The organism is Telluria sp. ZT3P39 (assembly GCF_059685935.1).
Window position 1 is genome coordinate 152213 of record NZ_JCASIH010000001.1, and the last position, 18473, is coordinate 170685.

An 18473-nucleotide genomic window follows, 5' to 3' on the forward strand; every position below is an offset into this window, starting at 1 on the left:
GCGCAAAGGTCAGTATTCGACCGCGACGTCTTTGGCCCCCACCACAAGCTCCAGCTGCTGCTTGAGCGTATCCGACGGCGCCACGCGCCATTCATCACCCAATTGCAGCACGGCCTCGATCCCCTGCGGCTTGATGCGCAAGCTCACCGGCATGCCGTCCTGCTGGCGATGCGGCTGCAAGACCTCGGCCAGCTTGGCCAGGTTCAGGTTGGTGTCCACATCCATCTCCAGCTTGAAGCCATACTGGATGCGCGCCGCGGCGATGTCATAGGCTTTTTCGGCGGTGATGCGCAGGCCGCCGTTGAAGCGGTCTTCGGACACCTTGCCGACCACCAGCAGGAACTCGTCTTCCTTGAAGATGTTCTTGTTCTGCTCCAGCAGTTCGCTGTAGACGGTGACTTCGACGACGCCGGTCTTGTCGTCGAGCGAGACGATCAGCAGCTTGCCGCGCTGGGTCATCTGGGTGCGCACGCCGGTGATCACGCCGCACAGCATGCGCGGGTCGCGCGAAGGCTCCAGGTCTTTCAGCTTGGTCTTGGCAAAGCGCCGCACCTCGCCCGCATACGAGTCGAACATGTGGCCGGACAGGTAGTAGCCGAGCGCGATCTTTTCTTCGGCCAGCTTCTGGCGGTCGGTCCAGGGCGTGGCTTTCACGTATTCCGGTGGCGCGACCAGGTCGGAGTCATCGCCCCCGAACAGGCTGACCTGGTTGGCGGCGGCGGCGGCCTGGCCCGCCGCTTCCATCGCGAAGCCCACCGAGGCCAGCAAAATCGCGCGGTCGACGCCGAAGCAATCCATGGCGCCGGCGCGGATCAGGGATTCGATGGTGCGGCGGTTGATCTGCTTGCGGTCCACGCGCAGGCAGAAGTCGAACAGGTCCTTGAACTTACCACCCTCGGTGCGCGCGGCGATGATCGCTTCGATCGCGCCCTGCCCCGCGCCCTTCACGCCGCCCAGGCCGTAACGGATGTTGCTCACCTGCTTGCCGGTGACGGATTTCGGCTGGCCTTCCGGCGTGAAGCGGAACTGCGATTCGTTGACGTCCGGCGGCAGCAGCGTGAGCTTGCAGACGTCCAGCGCGTCCTCGACCAGGATCTTGATCTTGTCGGTGTCTTCCATGGCCAGCGACATGTTGGCTGCCATGAACGCGGCGGTGTGGTGCACCTTCAGATAGGCCGTGTGGTACGACAGCAGCGCATACGCGGCCGCGTGAGATTTGTTGAAGCCGTAGCCCGCGAACTTCTCCATCAGGTCGAAGATCTCGTCGGCCTTGGCGGTGCTCAAGCCGTCTTTCGCCGCACCGGCGCGGAAGATCTCGCGGTGCTCGGCCATCTCTTCGGCCTTCTTCTTGCCCATCGCGCGGCGCAGCATGTCGGCGCCGCCGAGCGAATAGCCGCCGACGATCTGCGCCATCTGCATGACCTGCTCCTGGTAGACCATGATGCCGTAGGTCTCGGACAGGATGGACTCGGTGCGCGGATCGGGATAATCGAACTTCTCGCCGTGCTTGCGCTTGCAGAAGTCGGGGATCAGGTCCATCGGGCCCGGACGGTAAAGCGCGACCAGCGCAATGATGTCCTCGAAGCGGTCGGGACGCGCATCTTTCAGCATGCCCTGCATGCCGCGCGACTCCAGCTGGAAGATCGCGACGGTCTTCGCGTCCGACAGCAGCTTGTACGAAGGCCGGTCGTTCAGCGGCAGGGTCTCGAGGTTGAAGCCGGCATCCACCGGATCGAGCGCGCGGATGTAGTTCACCGCGCGGTCCAGGATGGTGAGCGTCGTCAGTCCCAAAAAGTCGAACTTGACCAGGCCCACGGCCTCCACGTCATCCTTGTCGTATTGCGAGACCACGCCGGTGTCGCCGCTTTGCGAATACAGCGGGCAGAAATCGGTGAGCTTGCCCGGCGCGATCAGCACGCCGCCGGCGTGCATGCCGATGTTGCGGGTGATGCCCTCGACCTGCTGCGCCAGCTCCAGCAGCTGCTTGACCTCTTCTTCGTTTTCCAGCCGTTCTTTCAGCAGCGGTTCTTCTTCGATCGCCTCGGCGATCGACACCTGCTTGCCCGGCTTGAACGGGATGAGTTTCGAGATGCCGTCGCAGAAGTTGTAGCCGAAATCGAGCACGCGGCCGACGTCGCGGATCGCGCCTTTCGCGGCCATGGTGCCGAAGGTGGCGATCTGCGAGACCGCGTCGCGGCCGTACAAGTCCTTCACGTGCTGGATGACCAGTTCGCGCTTTTCCTGGCAGAAGTCGATGTCGAAGTCGGGCATCGAGACGCGTTCAGGGTTCAGGAAGCGCTCGAACAGCAGGTTGTATTTCAGCGGATCGAGGTCGGTGATCTTGAGCGCATACGCCACCAGCGAGCCCGCACCCGAGCCGCGGCCCGGGCCGATCGGCACGCCGTTGTTCTTGCCCCATTGGATGAACTCCGCCACGATCAGGAAGTAGCCCGGGAACTTCATGTTGATGATGGTGTTGTTCTCGAACTCGAGGCGCGCCTCGTAGCGCGCACGCTCGGCTTCGCGCTTGCCAGGGTCGGGATACAGCTGGACCAGGCGTTCTTCCAGGCCTTTTTTGGTCTCGGCGATCAGGAAGTCGCCGATGCTCATGCCGTCGGGCGTGGGGAAATCGGGCAGCTGCGGCTTGCCCAGCGTGAGGGTGACGTTGCAGCGCTTGGCGATTTCCACCGAATTGGCGAGCGCGCCCGGCAGGTCGGCGAACAGTTCCGCCATTTCGTCCTGCGACTTGAAGCACATCTCTTCGTTGAAGCGGCGCACGCGCTTGGCGTTGGCCAGCATCTCGCCTTCGGCGATACAGGTGCGCGCCTCGTGGGCGATGAATTCGTCCTTGCTGATGAACTGCACCGGGTGGGTCGCCACCACCGGCAGGCCGAGACGGCCCGCCAGCGCCACTGAATGGCGCACCTGCTGCTCCTGGTTGGGCTGGCCGGCGCGCTGGATCTCGATGTAGAAGTGGCCCGGGAACAGGGCGGCCCAGCGCTCGGCGGCGCGTTCGGCGCGCACGATATCGCCCTGATCGATGGCCTGGCCGATGTCGCCGAAGCCGGCGCCCGACAGCACGATCAGGGCATTGTCCTGCGGCGCGTCCGGTTCCAGGGTGGAGGTGCTGGTGGCGAGGGCTTCGAGCCACTCGGCGCGGATCTCGGCGCGGCCCTTCCACTGGTTGGTGAGCCAGGCTTTGGAAAGCAGGTCGCACAGCTGCAGGTAGCCGGTGTGGTTCTTGGCCAGGATCAGCAGGCGCGAAGGCTTGTCGCGGTTGTCGTCGTTGGTGATCCAGGCGTCGACGCCGACGATCGGCTTGATCCCCTTCCCGCGCGCCGCCTTGTAGAAGCGCACCAGGCAAAACATGTTGGCCAGATCGGTCACGGCCAGCGCCGGCTGCTTGTCCTTTGCGGCCGCCCCGACCAGGTCGTCAATACGGACAAGGCCGTCGACGATCGAGTATTCGGAGTGGATGCGCAGGTGGGTAAAAGTCGGGGAAGTCATGCCGACATTTTACCCCGGCCGGGCGATGGGCTGGCGGTGAAGTCGTTGCGTTTAAGCATCGGAGGATGGGCAAGAGAGCCCATCCCACACATCCGAACCCGCCAGATCAGTCCGGATAATCCTGCTTGTACTTCGTCATCACCGGATCCTTGCCCGAGCAGACAAAGTCCTTGTTCGGAATGGACGAGCCGGTGAACGCGAAGGTCCCGTTCGACCCGTTGATCGTCGACCACGAGGTCGACTGTCCCTTGTCGATGCCGGCCGCACCGCAGAAGTTGGTGCCGTTCTGCCGTTTGTTACAGAACCGGGCGAACACGTGGGCAATACAGTTGTTGGTGTAGGTGACAATGTAATTGGTGCCTTCCATTCTCGCCGCACTGGCCAGGCAGGACGGATTGCGCTGCGGGGTATAGCAGCCGTCCTTGTCGGGCACACCGCCCGACGTTGGCGGCGGGGTCGGCGTCGGAGTGGGCGTCGGGGTCGGGGTCGGCGTTGGCGTCGGGGTCGGGGTCGGGTTGGGCGACGGCGTCGGGTCCGGATACGGCACGAACGGGGCCGACGAGGTGCGGAAGCTCCACTTGAATTCGCTCGACAGCGGCGTGCCGCTGGTCGTACGCACGCCCGTGCTCAAGGTGACCTCGTACCAGGTGTAGGAGGCCATCAGGTCGGGACGGAAGCGCACCTGGTCGGAACGGATCTCGAACCTGCCGCTCACCTGGGCGCCGTTGTTCAGGTTGACCACTTTCAGCGTGTTCGCGTTGATCGAATTCGCATCCACCGCGACACCTTCCCTGAACACCACCGAGACCGGCGATTCAGGCGGGACATCGACGATGCCCGGTTGCGGATAGACCGTCAGGTCGCCGGCCACATGGAAGTACACGGTCAGCGAGGGCACCGGCAGCGAACGCCCGCCGGTATCCTTGATCTGGCTGTTGAGCGTAATGGTGTAGCTGTCCGGCGGGAAGCCGGTGGTCGAAGTCGTGGTGAAGCTCACGGTGCGTCCCGCGACCGCGATCGTGCCCTGGAACTGCCGTCCCATCGACTCGTTCCTCACGACGAAAGCGGTCGAGCCCACGGTGGCCGGATTGACGTCCTTGTCGAAGGTAATCGACACGGTGCGGGCCACGCCGGCGCCGAAGGCCGGGGCGCTGCGCAGGACGGTGCCGTAGGCCGGGCTGGTGGCGACGATGTTCAGGTAGTTGGCCGGCGTGGTGCCCTTGGTGCAGACATTGCCCACCACGGTCAGCGGATAAGGACAGCCGGTCGGCGCCGGGCCGGTGTACGGCGGCGACGGGGTCGGGTTCGGCGTCGGGGTCGGGTTCGGCGTCCCGCTCGACGGCACGCAGGCGCCGTTGCTCAGCACCTGACCCGACGGGCAGCTGCTTGGCGGGGCCACGCAGACGCCGTTTTGCAGCGTTCCGGTCGAGCAGCTGGCAGTGGTCGTGAACGACCAGGTGACCGGCGCATCGAGCGTGGCGCCCGATGCCGCCTGCAAGCCCTGCTGCAGGGTGATCGTGTAGCGGGTGTTCGGGCGCAGTTGCAGGTTCTCGGCCTGTCCCTGCGGCCAGCCATAGCTCCACGCGTTGCCGTTCACCTGCTCCATGCGGCCCGGCAGCGCCGGCGAGATGGTGATCTTGCCGTTGTTGAGATGGGAAACGGCCGCCAGCGGAGAATTGAAGCCGGCCATCAGGCTCGTCAGCGTGGCGACATTGATCGCGCCATTGGGCGGGTCCATCGACACCACGGCCAGCTTGGCCACGCATGCGTTATTGGCCAGCACTTCGCCGGCCTTGCACGAGGCGGCGGGCAGCTTGTAGGCGATGCCGCGCTGGATCAGCGGCAGCACCTGGTCCTTGTTTTCCTTCGATTCCGAGAACGAGGTCATGACCGCGGTGCGGGTCATGGCGCCGGTGTTCAGGTGCCCGACGAAGAAGGCCAGGCCGGCCGCATCGGGCAGGCGGTGCAGCACGTTCTGGTAGACGCGCTCGACGAAGGCCTTGTTGTCCAGGTTACCGTAGCGGTCGCGGAACTCGGCGCTGCCCACGAAACCGCCGGCGACTGCGTCCAGCGACAGCGGCGCGCGCTCGGCCAGGTCGATCCAGTAGCCCAGGCCTTCCATGTCCGGCTGGCGGTTGAAGGCGGCCTGGTAGATGCGGTAGACCTGGCCCGGCACGCCGTCCAGGTCCAGGGCGACGGTCGAATCGAGGAAATTCAGGCGCTTGGTGCCGGCGATCGGCGACTGGGTGCGGCCCGCGGCGTCCACGATCACGATCTGGCCGTTGGCCGACAGGTTGATGGTGTAGGCGCTGCGGTTGGTCGGGAAGCTCATGGACTGCGCTGCCCCGGGCGCAGGCACGGGGCTCGGGGCCGGCGTGGCCGGCACGGCGGCGCTCAAGGTCACGTCATCGAGCAGGATATGGCTGACGCCCGCCCCATCGCTGGTGCCGGTGAAACGCAGGCGGATGGTCTTGCCCTGGTAGGCCGCGAGCTCGACCCCGGGGCTCTGGGTCCATGAGGTATTCAGTACCGCGTTGCTGTGCACGGCCAGTGCCGACAGCACGCGCCCGGTGGCTGGATCGACTGCTTCCACCGTCATCTTGTCGCCACCCGGCGCCAGGTTGGCCGCGTCGCTCGCAGTGATGCCATACCAGTAGCGCAGGATCGCGGAGGTGGCACCGGCTGGGATGGCGACGTCCTGGTACACCACGTCGTTGGCGTTGTTGTAGCCGGCCAGGTAGGCAAAGCCGGTGCCCTGGAACGAGAACTCGGGGTCCATCGTCAGCACGTCGGCCGTGGCCTGCCATCCGGTACTGCCTTCGAAACCGGGATTGACCAGCAGCTGGGTCGTCGGCCCGGTCGAAGCGCCGCCACCTCCGGCCACTTGTCCCGTGCCGGGCGCGCCGAGGGAGGTGCCGGCCAGGTCGGAACGGTCGGCCTTGCTGTTGACGGAATCGGGGCCTCCGCATCCTGCCAGCAGGAGGGCAAGGATCAGGGCAGCGCTACGTGGAATAAGGTTCATCGAGAAGGAGCCGTAAAAATTCGCAAAACTCTTTTTATCAAAAGAGCAAAGGGCGAATTTTAATTTATCGCAACTTTCAATGCAGCATTAATTCTATGAAGATAGAATGTAAATGCATTTTTACAACGAATGTTAAATCTTGGAAACCTCTCCTCACAGGGGATGTCACATCTCGGCCGGCTGCCTTCGCCAATGCGGCTGTCTCGCGCGCGGCAAAATCGCAAAATCGGAGTCAGGTCTGACATTCGGACACGGGCTCAACTGGGGTAAGGCTGGGCTCGTGTCCGAATGTCAGACCTGACCCTGAAGTTGATTGTTACGAGACACGGGCCTTGCCGGGCGCGGTGGCTTCGCGCCCGGCCCCATAGCTGCGCCGCATGCGCAGGAAAGGTTCCTCGACGATGTGGTAGCACAGGGTCGAGAGCATCCAGGTAGCGCCGTAGGCGACGGCCAGCATGATGGCGGCGTCGACCCAGGGCGTGCCGGTCGGGCTGACCAGGCCGATGCGCTGGGCCAGGATGTGCAGCAGGGCCATGTGCAGCAGGTAGAACGAGAAGCTGACCTTGCCGCCCTGGCTGAGCGCGCGTTCGATCACGCCCGGCAGGCGCGGCGCGAACGAGACCCAGGCCAGGATCAGCGCGGCCCAGCCGGCGCTTTCCAGCATCGACCAGAACACCCAGAACCCGGACTTCGGCGTGGCGCCAAACGGCGCGACGCGGTGCATCCAGGCGGTGTCCCCCATCACCAGGGCGACTGCGGCCACCAGCAGCACCGGGGCAAGGCGGGCCAACTGCCGGTGCCAGCGCGCGTGGAGCATGGCGGCGGCCATGCCGATCAGGAACTGGTCGAAGCGGCCGACCCAGGTGGAGAAATACATCAGCGTGCTGTTGTCATTGACGGTGTAGGCGGCCACCTTGAAGAAGGCCAGCAGCACCAGCCAGCCGCCGAGATAGATCATGCCGCGCTCCATCGTGAAGCGCGCCAGGAACGGGAACACCATATAGAACAGGAATTCCAGCGAGATGGTCCACGCCGCGCCGGTGATCACGGTGCCGGAGGTGGGCGCCAGCCCCAGGTTCGAGGCGAACAGATAGAGCAGGTCTTGCGGCGCGAACTTGTCGCGGCCGATCGAGGTCGCCAGCAGGAAGATCACCAGGTAGAGCGGCAGGATGCGCAGCAGACGGTTGCGCAGGAAATCGCGGTAGACGATCTGCCCCTGGTGCAGCGCGATCTGCATGAACAGGAAGCCCGACAGCGTGAAGAACAGGCCGACCCCCGTATGCCCTTCGGTGATCAAGGCCCACCATGGGCTGGTGAGCCCGGGCGCGCCCAGGCCGCGGTATTCGAGGTGGAAGTGGAACAGGAAGACCAGGGACGCGGCAAGCCAGCGCAGCTGGTCGAGGCGCGGGTTGTACTGGATGTTCAGCGAATGCATGTGGTCCCTGGCCGGGCGCGGCCGCCCTGTTGTACAAAACCACGTATTGTAATGCCAATCCCGGCAGCTTCCCCGGGGGAATCGCCGCGAAAGGCCGCGGCTGGCTTATAATATCGGCCTGTCTTGTCAAGCTTCCTGCCATGTCCTCCGCAGCCCAATTCGTCAACATCGCCGCCTACAAATTCATCACCCTCGAAAACCTCGACGACCTGCGCCCGCAATACCAGGCGCTGTGCAACGAGCTCGGGCTGAAGGGTACTGTCCTGCTGACGCCGGAAGGCATCAACATGTTCCTGTCGGGGACGCGCGAACACATCGACCAGTACTTGGCCTGGGTGCGCAGCGACGCGCGCCTGGCGGACCTGGAGGTGAAGGAAAGCCTGTCCAGCGAGCAGTCGCACAAGCGCATGCTGGTAAAGATCAAGAAGGAAATCATCACGATGCGCATGCCGCTCATCAAGCCGGAACTCGGGCGCGCGCCAGCGGTCGATCCGACCACGCTCAAGCGCTGGCTGGATGCGGGCCATGACGACGAGGGCGTGCCGGTGGTGATGATGGAAACGCGCAATGCGTTTGAAGTCGACGTCGGCACCTTCAACAACACGCTCGACTACCGCATCGACAAGTTCACCGAATTCCCGGAAGTGGCGGCGAAACACAAGGACGAGCTCGCCGGGAAGACGGTCGTGACCTTCTGCACCGGCGGTATCCGCTGCGAAAAGGCGGCGATCCACATGAAGGAAATCGGCTACGAGCGCGTGTTCCAGCTCGACGGCGGCATCTTGAAGTATTTCGAGGAAGTCGGCGGCGAGCACTATACCGGCGACTGTTTCGTATTCGACTACCGCACCGCCCTCAACCCGAAGCTCGAGCCGACCGAAACCGTGCAGTGCTTTGCCTGCCGCGCGGTGGTCACGCCGCGCCAGCAATTGTCGCCGGACTATGTCTACGGCGAATCGTGCCCGCACTGCGCGCCGGCGCTCCGTTCCGCGAACGAAGCCGGCGGCGCAGGCCCGGCACACCAACTCTGAAATTTTCTTTCAACGCGACGCTGCGTTTGAAATAATATTTCAGTGGGCGCGGACGCCAGGTCCGCGCATGTTCTCAGACAAAGAAACCTGCGTCGTCGATTCCCGACGGCCCGCTTCCTACGATCTGCGCGATTACACCATCCACCACCCCGATATCCTGGGCCATTGCGCCCGTCATCAGGTCCTTGATGGTAGCAATCCAGTCCACCGCGATCTTGTTCGCCGCCGCGCCTGAGTATGCGGTCTTTTCGGCCGGCAGGTCGAGGCGCGCGGTAAATACGCTTGCGGCCGCCACCTTGCCGTTGAATGCCACCCGGTCGTTGTCTTGAGCGCCTGCAGCGATCTCAGTCACCATGGTGTCGATGGTGAACTGGTTGTTGTTGAGGAGGTTGGCCCAGTAGTCGACCCCGGCCGTTTCCGCCGCACGGCTGAACAGGTTGTCGTAGACCTCGACCACCTTGGCGCGGTTGTCCAGCCCCGCATACGTGGTGCGGTATTCCTGCGAAATCGAGAACTGGCGTGACAGTTCCTGCAGGGCGTTCGGGTTGGCGGACAGGGCGCCTGTCCAGTATGTGAGGCCCGCGGCATCAGCCGGGCGGCTGAAGTAGGAAATATAGAGTTTCTGTACCGCGGTGGTGTTAGCGTCTGCCATATCGACCTCCATGTGGTTGGAAAATCGATGCTACAACAGGTTGGCGATTCGTGGTACGGATTGCTGAACAGTGCGCAGTTACTTGCTTTTAGGCGATATTTCCTGAAAGATAAATCAACTTGCGAGACGATGACGCGAAGCAAGCATCGAGCGTTCGATGCTTGCTCCGGCTTAACGGAAGTAGGCGGCGATCTCGCGTACCGAGTCCGACTGCAGCGTGCCGGCGGCGGCGCGCAGGCGCATCAGCCCCACGAGGTAGGAGTAGCGGGCCTGGGCCAGGTCGCGCTGGCTGGTGAACAACTGTTGCTGGGCATTGAGCAGGTCGAGGTTGATGCGGACACCGCCCTTGATGGATTGCTCCGTGGCTTTCATCAGCAGCTTGCCGGAATCGACCGCCTTGATCAGCGCATCTATCTTGCGGGCACTACTCGCTACTAGGCTGTGGGCTTTTCGCAACTCGACGACGACTTCATTGGTGCGCGCTTCCAGCTCTGCCTGGGCACGTCCATACCCTGCCGCTGCCTGGCGCGTGGCCGCATTGATCGCCCCGCCCTGGTAGATCGGGATGTTCACCTGCAAGCCCAGCTGGCGGTTAGTCTGCTGCTGGTTCAGGTTGGTGATGGATTCGCTGTCGTTCTTGCTGTAGACGCCGACGAAGTCGATGCGCGGATAATGTCCGGCCCGGTTGCGGCTGATGTCGAGGCGTGCATTCTCGGCCGCCAGCCGGGACGCAGCCAGCACGTTATTGCGCTCGAGCGCCAGCTTGCGCCAGTCCTCAAACGAGGCCGGGTTCAGCTCGGGAGGACGGAAATTGTCGCCTAACTGGTCCAGCTCGCCAGGATCCATCCCGATCACGCCGTGCAGCGTGTTGCGCGCCGCCAGCAGGTTGTCCTGCGACTCGATCAACTGCGCTTCGGCCAGGTCCAGCCTGGCCTGGGTTTCCAGCATGTCGGTCTTGGTACCCTCGCCTTTTTCGAACAGGCGCTGGTTGACCTTCTGGCTCTCTACATTGGCATCGCGCTGGACCCGGGCCAGCGCCAGCTGGTCCTGGGCGAACAGCACGTCGAGGTAGGCGGTTACGACGCGAATCGACACCTCGTCGATGCCAGCCTCGTAGGCCTCCTCGCTTTGCGCCGACTGCACCTTGCCCTGGCGGTAGCGCGCGATCGCTTCCATGTTGAGCAGCGGCTGGCGCAACTGGACCACGGCCGAGCGGCTGGTGTATTTCGGGTGATCGGTGGTCGGGATCAGGCCCAATCGCAGGTATTCTTGATCGGCCACATTCTTGCCGTAGTTGTAATTCGCCGCGATTTGGGGCAGCAGCTGTGCGCGGCCCAGGATGCGATTTTCCTTGCCCGACTCGTTCTCGTAAAAGCGCATCCTGAACACCGGGTCGTGCTTGATGGCGGCGTCGAAGGCCTGCTGCAGTGTAACTGCGCCGGCGCCGCCGGTAGCGGCCAGCAACACTGCGAGTATGCCGGCGCGCACGCTCGCCTTTCGGTTACGGATCGTGATGGTTGGGCGCATATCAGTCCTCGCTCATCGACGTCTGGGCACGGTCCATCAGCGGCTTGAGCAGATAGTTCATCATGGTGCGCTCGCCGGTCTTGACGAACAATTCCACGGGCATGCCCGGCCGGATGTCCATCTTGTGCTGGGCAATTTTCCTGGTGCCTGCCGGAGTTACCTTTACATGCACGACGTAATACGGCATGCCGGTACGCTCCTCCACGTTACGGTCGGCCGCTACGCTCACGACTTCGCCTTCGATATGCGGCGTGCGGTTAGTATTAAAGGCCGAGAACATCAGTTCGACCTTCAGTCCGGCATACACCTTGTCCACCAGGTTGGTCGGCAGCTGGCCTTCGACCACGAGCGCATCGTTGGTCGGTACGATATCCATCATCTTGAAGCCCGGCGCGACCACGCCGCCGTTGGTGAAGACGGCCAGGTTGACGACAGTGCCGTCAGCCGGCGACTTGACTTCGACATTCGACAGCTCGAAGTTCTGCGCCTGCAGGCGCGCGCCCTGGCCCTGGGCCTCGCGTTGCACATCCGACAGCTGGGTGCGCACTTCCTTCTGGTAGTCTTGCATGCGCTGCATTTTTCGCAGAGTAAGCTCGGTCACCTGGCGCTGCGAGCGCCCGATATTGCCGATGTCCTCGGAAATCGATCCGCCCAGCTGCGCATAGGTACGTTCCAGTTCGAGGAGGCGGTTTCGCGCGACATAACCTTCCTTGGCCAGGTCACGCATACCGCCCAGCTGCTCTTTCAGGAAGGCGACTTGCTCCTTCTTGCTGTTGCGCGATTCTTCCAGACCGCGAATTTGCAGCTTCAAGCCGGCAATGCTTTCGTCCAGCGCACCGATTTCGCTTTGCAGCGAGGCCTGGCGCGACGACAGCAGCGCATTTTGCAGGCTGATCAGGTCAGCAACCTGTGGTTCGTTGCGGCGCTTTTCCAGCTCCGGAGGGAAGGTGATCTGCTTGCGTCCATCGCGCTCGGCCGACAGGCGCGCTTCGGCTGCAAGCGCAGCCAGGTACTGGCTCTCGGTCGCTTGCACGCCAGACTTGGCCATCACCGAATTCATGCGCACCAGGGTCTGGCCGGCCTTGACCACGTCGCCATTACGCACCAGCAGTTCCTGGACGGTACCGCCGGACTGGTGCTGCACCGCCTGGCGATTCGATTCCTTGGCCACGGTGCCGCTCAAGGGCACGCCCTTGTCCAGCGGCGCCAGCAAGGCCCACAGCAGGAACCCGCCGACACCGACCAGGACGATGATCCAGCCGAGCCGGCTGAACGCACGCGCATCGGTGTTCACTTCCAGGGGCGAGGCGTCATGGGCAACAACCTCGGTTGCTTGGTTCTTCAACAACTTCATTATTTGGTCTCTCCGCTAGTAACTTCCGACTGCGTTTCCTGGGCGCTTTCTGGCTGCGGCTTGCCGGCGGCCGCGGCCTGGGCGGCCTGGGCCGCCTGCACCTGCGCAGCCTGCAAGGCCTTGGCATTGGCTTCCTGCAGGGCCGCCAGCACTTGCGCGGTCGGGCCGAACATATGGACGGCGCCTTCACGCATCAAGAGCAGCTTGGTGGTGATGCCGATCGCACTTGGACGGTGGGTAATGAGGACAATCGTCTTACCGCGCTGGCGCAGGTCGCTCACGGCAGCAGTCAGCGCCGCTTCGCCGGCTTCGTCCAGGTTCGAATTCGGCTCGTCGAGCACGATCAGCGACGGATCGCCATACATGGCGCGCGCCAGGCCCAAGCGCTGCTTCTGCCCACCCGACAGGCCCGCGCCGCCGTCTCCCAGGCGCGTATCGTAACCTTCCGGGAAATGCAGGATCATGTCGTGCACACCTGCGCGCTTGGCCGCCTGCACGACCTTTTCCGGATCCACGTCGCCAAAGCGGGCAATGTTTTCGCTCACGGTGCCGCTGAACAACTCGATGTCTTGCGGCAGGTAGCCCATATAAGGACCGAGCTCGGCCTTGTTCCAGCTGTAGATGTCGGCGCCATCCAGGCGCACCTTGCCCATCATGGCAGGCCAGACACCGACCAGCAGGCGAGCCAGGGTCGACTTGCCGGAACCGCTAGGGCCGATCACGCCCAGCACGTCGCCAGGATTGATGCCGAAAGACACGTTCCTCACCACTGGATTGCGCATCCCCGGTGGCGAGGCAGTGACACCTTCCAGCACCAGCTGGCCCTGCGGTGCAGGCAGCGCCATGCCGGCCGGGCGTGCAGGATTGGCTTCCAGCAGCTTGGTCAGGCGGTCGAAAGCGCTGCGCGTGCTCGCCCAGCTCTTCCAGACGCCGATCACCTGCTGCACCGGCGCCAGCGTACGGCCCACTAGGATTGAAGCGGCAATCATCATGCCCGGCGTAATCTTGTTTTCGAGGACCAGCAAGGCGCCGAAGCCGAGTACCAGCGACTGCAAGGCGGTCTGGAAGAATTTGGTAACGGCACCAATGGTGCCGGCCTTCTGGCTCGCTTCCGCCTGCAAATTCAAGAACTTGCCGTGCAGTTTGAACCAGCGCCCGATCAGGTTGGGCAACATGCCCATCGACTCGATCACCTCGGCATTGCGCAGGTTGTTGGTCGCCAGGGTGCTGGCGGAGATCGCCATCGTATTGGCTTCGGACAGCGGATTCTTGGTCACTCGCTCGTTCACATAGGCGAGGATCACTAGGATGATGGTGCCGCACAGGGCGAACAGGCCCAGCGAAGGCTGGAACATGAAGATCACGAACAGATAGATCGGGAACCACGGCGCGTCGAAGAAGGCGAACAAGGCATTCCCGGTGAGAAACTGGCGCAGGTTGGTCAGGTCGTTCAGGGTCTGACCGGCATTACCGCCAGCCTGCTTCAGGTTCTGTTCGAACGAGGCAGTGTAGACACGCTTGTTGAGCATCATGTCGAATCGCGCCCCGACACGCACCAGTACGAAGGAACGAATCAGCTCCAGCCCCCCCATGAATAGGTAAGCGCCCAGCATCAGCAAGGTCAGCATCAGCAGGGTAATCTCGTTGCGGCTGGCCAGCACCCGGTCATAGACCTGGAGCATATAGAGGGAAGGCACGAGCATCATCAGGTTGATGATGGCGCTGAAGACGCCAATGGTCCAGAACGTCTGCTTGAACGCCAGGAGGGCACGGCCGATTTCAGTTTGTGGATCCAGGAATTTGGTCATATGGTCTACGGTGGCTTGGAAGCGCAGTGATTACTACTCGAAGTACTTCTTGTTGGAAATTGAATGCTCTCATATTATGAACGAAAATGCTTAGAATTTGTGACGCACGTCACATTTAATTGTTACTGTAGTAACGCAATTGTGGCAAAGCTGCGTCGGAATGTAAAAACCCCGCCTTCTTTCGAAGACGGGGTTTTGCTCTTCAGTAATCAGCCTGGTTGCCCAGGCAGCTTACTTAGACGGTCGGAGCGACCGAGGTGATGATGCCGTTGTTCAGCTGGATGGTGGTTGCGTCCACGCCGATCAGGGTAATGGTGACGACTTCCGGGGTAGCAGCGCTCGAACCGAACACCGACTTCTCCAGCGAGATCACGGTGTTGGAACCGCTCTGGGTCACGAAGGCTTCCAGGACAGCGTTGTTACCGGTGGTCAGTGCGCCACGGTTCAGGGTGTAGGCCGAGCCGATGAACAGCTGGTCGACGCCCTGCAGGTTGAACAGGTTGATTTCCGCGTTGACAGTGGTGATCAGCTTGCCATCCGCGCCAACTGCCTTGAAGATGTCCGACGACGACGAACCGATTTCCGACGCGGTATCAACGTTGTTGATGACGTAGTTACGGGTGGTAAAGGCGTTGTTGGCGGCAGTCACGGCCACTTGCAGTGCATCGCTCTGCACGACCAGGGCTTCAGCCTTGGCCAGTGCTGCCAGGGCATCGTTGAAGTTCTTGATGTTGGTGTTCGCGGTGGTCACTGCTGCGGTGGCGGCAGTCATTGCTTCGACCAGCGGGTTGTCGCCAGCGTCGGTCTGTGCGTAGAACGCGTTCACGGCAGCTTCAAAGGTTTCGAAGGTGCTCGAGGTGGTGGTGTCCTTGGCCTTGAAGATGGCCAGTTGCTCGGCGATCTGGGCTTCGGTCGGCAGTGCGCCAGCAGCGACCGTGACATCGACGAACTGCGCCTTCAGGTCGGTCAGTTCGGTCTTCTCGGCGCTGGTGGTGTCCAGGTAGTCGACGGTGTTCTGGGTCACGGTCACCAAGTTGCCTGCCTTGATCACGCTCGCGTCAGCGGCTTCCTGGGCGATCGATGCGTTCAGCAGCGCGGTCACACCTGGCTTCGAGGTTTCGGTCACGCCCGATGCCAGCACCAGTGCGCCGCTGCTGTTCAGGGCGATCAGGCCGGTGACGGTACCGTCGGCAGCAACGGTCGCGCTAGCGCCGTTGGTTGCATTGTAGGTCGCCAGCTTGGTTGCCAGATCGATGCCGGCGGCCTTCTGGGTTGCCTTGGCGGCGGTTTCTGCGGTCACGGCAGCGGCTGCGTTAGCGATTGCCGACTGCAGGCCAGCGACCTTGGCGACATTGCCGTTGGCGGTGTTGGCGGCAGTTTGCGCGTCGGCCAGGGCTTTGGCGTTGGCGGCTTGCTGGTCGGCGATGATGGCGGCCTTGACTGCAGCCGAACCGTCGGCGTAGATGGTTTCGATGGCGTCGCCAGCAGCTGGCGTACCCAGCAGCTCCTTGACCTTCAGGGCAGCTGCATCGACCGACGCTTTCAGCGTCAGATCGGTGGCGCTGGTGGTAGCTTTGCCGTCGCCGTCAGCGGTGACCAGGAACGACGCTTTGGCCGCGACTGCAGCGTCCAGGCTTTGCAGGGCGCCTACGACGGTGAATGGGGTACCGGCGGCGACGACCTTGGTCACCGTGGTGGCCAGGGCCACAGGAGCAACAGCTGCTTCCAGCGATGCGTCGGTGGTGATGCTGGTGATGAATGCTTTAGCCTGGGCGTTCGCGTCGGCGCCGCGGTAACCGTTCTGTTCAGCAACCGTATCCAGCTGGGCGGTGAAGGCGCTTGCGCCCGAAACCTTGTTTTCATAGGCTTCTGCGTCGGTGGTCAGTGCACCCTTGGCGATTTCAGCGACGACTTTGTCGATGGTGATCTTGCCCGAGGTCATCAGGTCAGCCCAGTAGGTTTGGCCAGCGGTCTCAGCAGCGCGGCCGAACAGGTTCTGGTACACCTGATTGACGATCTGTGCGTTGGTCATGCCTGCGAAGGCAGTCTTGTATTCTGCTTCGGCAGCGAAAGCAGCCGACACAGCGGTGGTCGAGCCTTTTTGAGCTGCGACAACGTTGGTCCAGTAGTCCAGGCCAGCGTAGTCAGCCGGACGGTTGAAATAAGCGACGTACAGTTGCTGAACAGCCTGAACGTGTGCGGTGACGATTGCCATGTATTGCTCCAAAAAAGAAAGTTCGATCGATCGAGTGTTGAATCAAAGTTGCAGAGTGCAGATTTCACACCTGTAAGCCCAACGGACCGCATCATGACAGAAGGCAGCCGGCCAATATGTGACGACCATCACATTCCCGACAAAGTTTTTTCATAAATCGACAAAATCCATACAATTCGACCAGAATCTACGCGTTACAAATGAAATTTATTAAAGATTTTACAAAAAAAGAGTCAATTTGCTTGCTATTACATATAGACCGCTTGCACATTCATTAATGTAAATAACTGTGATTCGAAGCAAACAAAAACCCCGGACCAGCCGGGGTTTTTAGCGGGAACCGTCAATACGCTCAACGCCAGGTGGCTGCGCCATTCACCGTCCTGGTGTTGTCCAGTCGGCCTTCGAAAATAGTGGCGGCAGTACCGCCGCGCTCGTTCGACAGCAGGCCATGAAGATTGACCACGCCATGGCGCCCTCCTGCGTCATTGCCGAACATGCGGCCGTCGCCGGTGACGGTGCCGTCGGAGCGGATGCGGACGACCTCGTCGGTGAAGGTAGTAACATCCATGCCTGTCTCGAAGGTACGGGCACCGAAATCGATCGTAAGCCTGCCGTTGGATAAGGTCGCCGGTGCGACGACGGTACTGCCGAAGCCATATTCGGTTGTTACATAAGCTTCGCTGCCACGCAATCCAAATCCTACCGTACCGTTATTCGGCGCGACATAATCCTTACCAGACGAGCGGAATAGCGCGAAATAGCCGTATAGCCCCAGCAATTCGTTGCTTTTCCCAAGTTCTGAGAAATTAATACTGGCGTAGCGATTCATGACCGTTTGCCAGCGTCCCCAGATTGCGGTGCGCTCCGGCAAATCTGGACCCACCTCGACCAGCTGCGGTGGCACGGGCACCCCGGGCGGGACCGGTGGAGCAGGTGGTGCTGGCGGGGCGGGGTTGGCGATCGCCAGCTTTTCAATAGCGGAATTCAAGCCGGCGCTTTTCATTGCTTCCACGCTGGCGCTGGCTTGCGCCGAGCTGGCCCCGGTCACGCTCTTGGCCAGCGGCTCGTCCCCGCGCGGCGGCGAGACCTGGTCCGGCGACAAGGGGCTGCTCTGCAAGACCTGGGCAGCCTGGCCGCGCTGCACCTGCACCAGCTGTCCACGCTGGGCGGCGCTCAGCTCGCGGCTGGCCTCGCCTTCGCAGGGACCGGCGCCATCCGGGCGGCAGCCTCCGGAAAAGCCGCTGACCACCACGCCGCCGGAAATCACGGCCACGCGCGAGGTGTCGTCATTGGTGAAGACGGTAAAATCGGTGCCGCGCACGCCGATCGCCGCCACCGGGGTATTGAAACGGAAGTTCTGGCGCGCCAGTTTCACCGCCTCGCCCGACTTGCTGCGCGCGACACCGCTGAGCAACTCGAGCTTGATGCGGGTGTTGGCCGGGTTCTTCTGGTCGATGTGGTAGGTGACGATCCGCGCCCTGGTGTTCGGGCGCAGGATGAACAGGCCGTTGTCGACCGTCTTCACATAGATGAAGCCGTCGGCGCCCGTGCTGAGCATCTGGCCTTCGGCTACCGCCGCGCCTTCGCGCGCCGAGGCCTCGCCCGCCTTGGCATTGCCGGCAACGAAGATGATCTTGCCCGCATCGGCCGCATGGGCCGCATGCGCCGCGCCGACGAGCAGCGCAGTAAGTAATAGTTTTTGCAAGATGATTCCCCTTTTCCTTCCAATGTACCGTGCGGGCAGCAGGCGGTTCTGTGATGACTGTCACATTTTATCGGAAAGGATGGGCTCGTTCCAAAGTATTACATTTCGTAGTAGTTCAATTAAAACAATGCACAGCAGCAACTACGCGCGTTATACTGCCCTATTCGTTTAACTGAAAGTACGCCTGTACACTGCTGCGCGTGGCTGAACCGAG

At 62.3% G+C, this 18473-nt stretch carries 10 protein-coding genes; 1 reads left to right on the forward strand and 9 read right to left on the reverse strand.

Going from position 1 to position 18473, the window contains the following annotated elements:
* Nucleotides 1-9: 9 nt before the first annotated feature.
* The 3 genes from dnaE to AC56LR_RS00620 all read right to left on the reverse strand — a co-directional run bounded on the left by dnaE (nucleotide 10) and on the right by AC56LR_RS00620 (nucleotide 7964).
* A complete protein-coding gene (gene dnaE / locus AC56LR_RS00610) occupies nucleotides 10-3507 on the reverse strand; it encodes a DNA polymerase III subunit alpha (RefSeq protein ID WP_497126314.1) in 3498 nt (1165 codons plus the stop codon).
* A gap of 106 nt (nucleotides 3508-3613) precedes the next feature.
* Complete coding sequence (locus AC56LR_RS00615; RefSeq protein WP_497126316.1) at nucleotides 3614-6529, reverse strand: Ig-like domain-containing protein; 2916 nt, start codon at nucleotides 6527-6529, stop codon at nucleotides 3614-3616.
* Nucleotides 6530-6845: 316 nt separating this feature from the next.
* Nucleotides 6846-7964: an acyltransferase family protein gene (locus AC56LR_RS00620; protein WP_497126318.1), complete on the reverse strand. Its 1119-nt coding sequence runs from the start codon at nucleotides 7962-7964 to the stop codon at nucleotides 6846-6848.
* 140 nt (nucleotides 7965-8104) lie between these two features.
* Here AC56LR_RS00620 and AC56LR_RS00625 point away from each other — a divergent pair, with 140 nt between their 5' ends.
* Nucleotides 8105-8995, forward strand: coding sequence for a sulfurtransferase (locus AC56LR_RS00625; protein WP_497126320.1), 891 nt, complete (start codon nucleotides 8105-8107; stop codon nucleotides 8993-8995).
* A gap of 73 nt (nucleotides 8996-9068) precedes the next feature.
* Here AC56LR_RS00625 and AC56LR_RS00630 read toward each other — a convergent pair whose 3' ends face one another.
* The 6 genes from AC56LR_RS00630 to AC56LR_RS00655 all read right to left on the reverse strand — a co-directional run bounded on the left by AC56LR_RS00630 (nucleotide 9069) and on the right by AC56LR_RS00655 (nucleotide 18259).
* Nucleotides 9069-9647, reverse strand: coding sequence for a DUF4214 domain-containing protein (locus AC56LR_RS00630; RefSeq protein WP_497126322.1), 579 nt, complete (start codon nucleotides 9645-9647; stop codon nucleotides 9069-9071).
* Between the two features lie 171 nt (nucleotides 9648-9818).
* A complete protein-coding gene (locus AC56LR_RS00635; protein WP_497126324.1) occupies nucleotides 9819-11174 on the reverse strand; it encodes a TolC family outer membrane protein in 1356 nt (451 codons plus the stop codon).
* 1 nt (nucleotide 11175) lies between these two features.
* Nucleotides 11176-12528 (reverse strand): HlyD family type I secretion periplasmic adaptor subunit, encoded by a 1353-nt coding sequence (locus AC56LR_RS00640; protein ID WP_497126326.1) that lies wholly within the window; start codon nucleotides 12526-12528, stop codon nucleotides 11176-11178.
* Nucleotides 12528-14336, reverse strand: a complete 1809-nt coding sequence (locus AC56LR_RS00645) for a type I secretion system permease/ATPase (RefSeq protein WP_497126328.1) — start codon at nucleotides 14334-14336, stop codon at nucleotides 12528-12530. The genes AC56LR_RS00640 and AC56LR_RS00645 overlap by 1 nt, the downstream gene beginning before the upstream one ends.
* A gap of 235 nt (nucleotides 14337-14571) precedes the next feature.
* Nucleotides 14572-16551 carry a DUF4214 domain-containing protein gene (locus AC56LR_RS00650; protein ID WP_497126330.1) on the reverse strand — a complete coding sequence of 660 codons (1980 nt, stop codon included), beginning with the start codon at nucleotides 16549-16551 and terminating at the stop codon, nucleotides 14572-14574.
* 352 nt (nucleotides 16552-16903) lie between these two features.
* A complete protein-coding gene (locus AC56LR_RS00655; RefSeq protein ID WP_497126332.1) occupies nucleotides 16904-18259 on the reverse strand; it encodes a FecR family protein in 1356 nt (451 codons plus the stop codon).
* Between the last annotated feature and the right edge of the window lie 214 nt (nucleotides 18260-18473).

Coding starts and splice junctions, on each gene's coding strand:
- dnaE (WP_497126314.1), bottom strand. CDS start 3,507: ATGACTTCCCCGACTTTTACCCACCTGCGCATCCACTCCGAATACTCG.
- AC56LR_RS00615 (WP_497126316.1), bottom strand. CDS start 6,529: ATGAACCTTATTCCACGTAGCGCTGCCCTGATCCTTGCCCTCCTGCTG.
- AC56LR_RS00620 (WP_497126318.1), bottom strand. CDS start 7,964: ATGCATTCGCTGAACATCCAGTACAACCCGCGCCTCGACCAGCTGCGC.
- AC56LR_RS00625 (WP_497126320.1), top strand. CDS start 8,105: ATGTCCTCCGCAGCCCAATTCGTCAACATCGCCGCCTACAAATTCATC.
- AC56LR_RS00630 (WP_497126322.1), bottom strand. CDS start 9,647: ATGGCAGACGCTAACACCACCGCGGTACAGAAACTCTATATTTCCTAC.
- AC56LR_RS00635 (WP_497126324.1), bottom strand. CDS start 11,174: ATGCGCCCAACCATCACGATCCGTAACCGAAAGGCGAGCGTGCGCGCC.
- AC56LR_RS00640 (WP_497126326.1), bottom strand. CDS start 12,528: ATGAAGTTGTTGAAGAACCAAGCAACCGAGGTTGTTGCCCATGACGCC.
- AC56LR_RS00645 (WP_497126328.1), bottom strand. CDS start 14,336: ATGACCAAATTCCTGGATCCACAAACTGAAATCGGCCGTGCCCTCCTG.
- AC56LR_RS00650 (WP_497126330.1), bottom strand. CDS start 16,551: ATGGCAATCGTCACCGCACACGTTCAGGCTGTTCAGCAACTGTACGTC.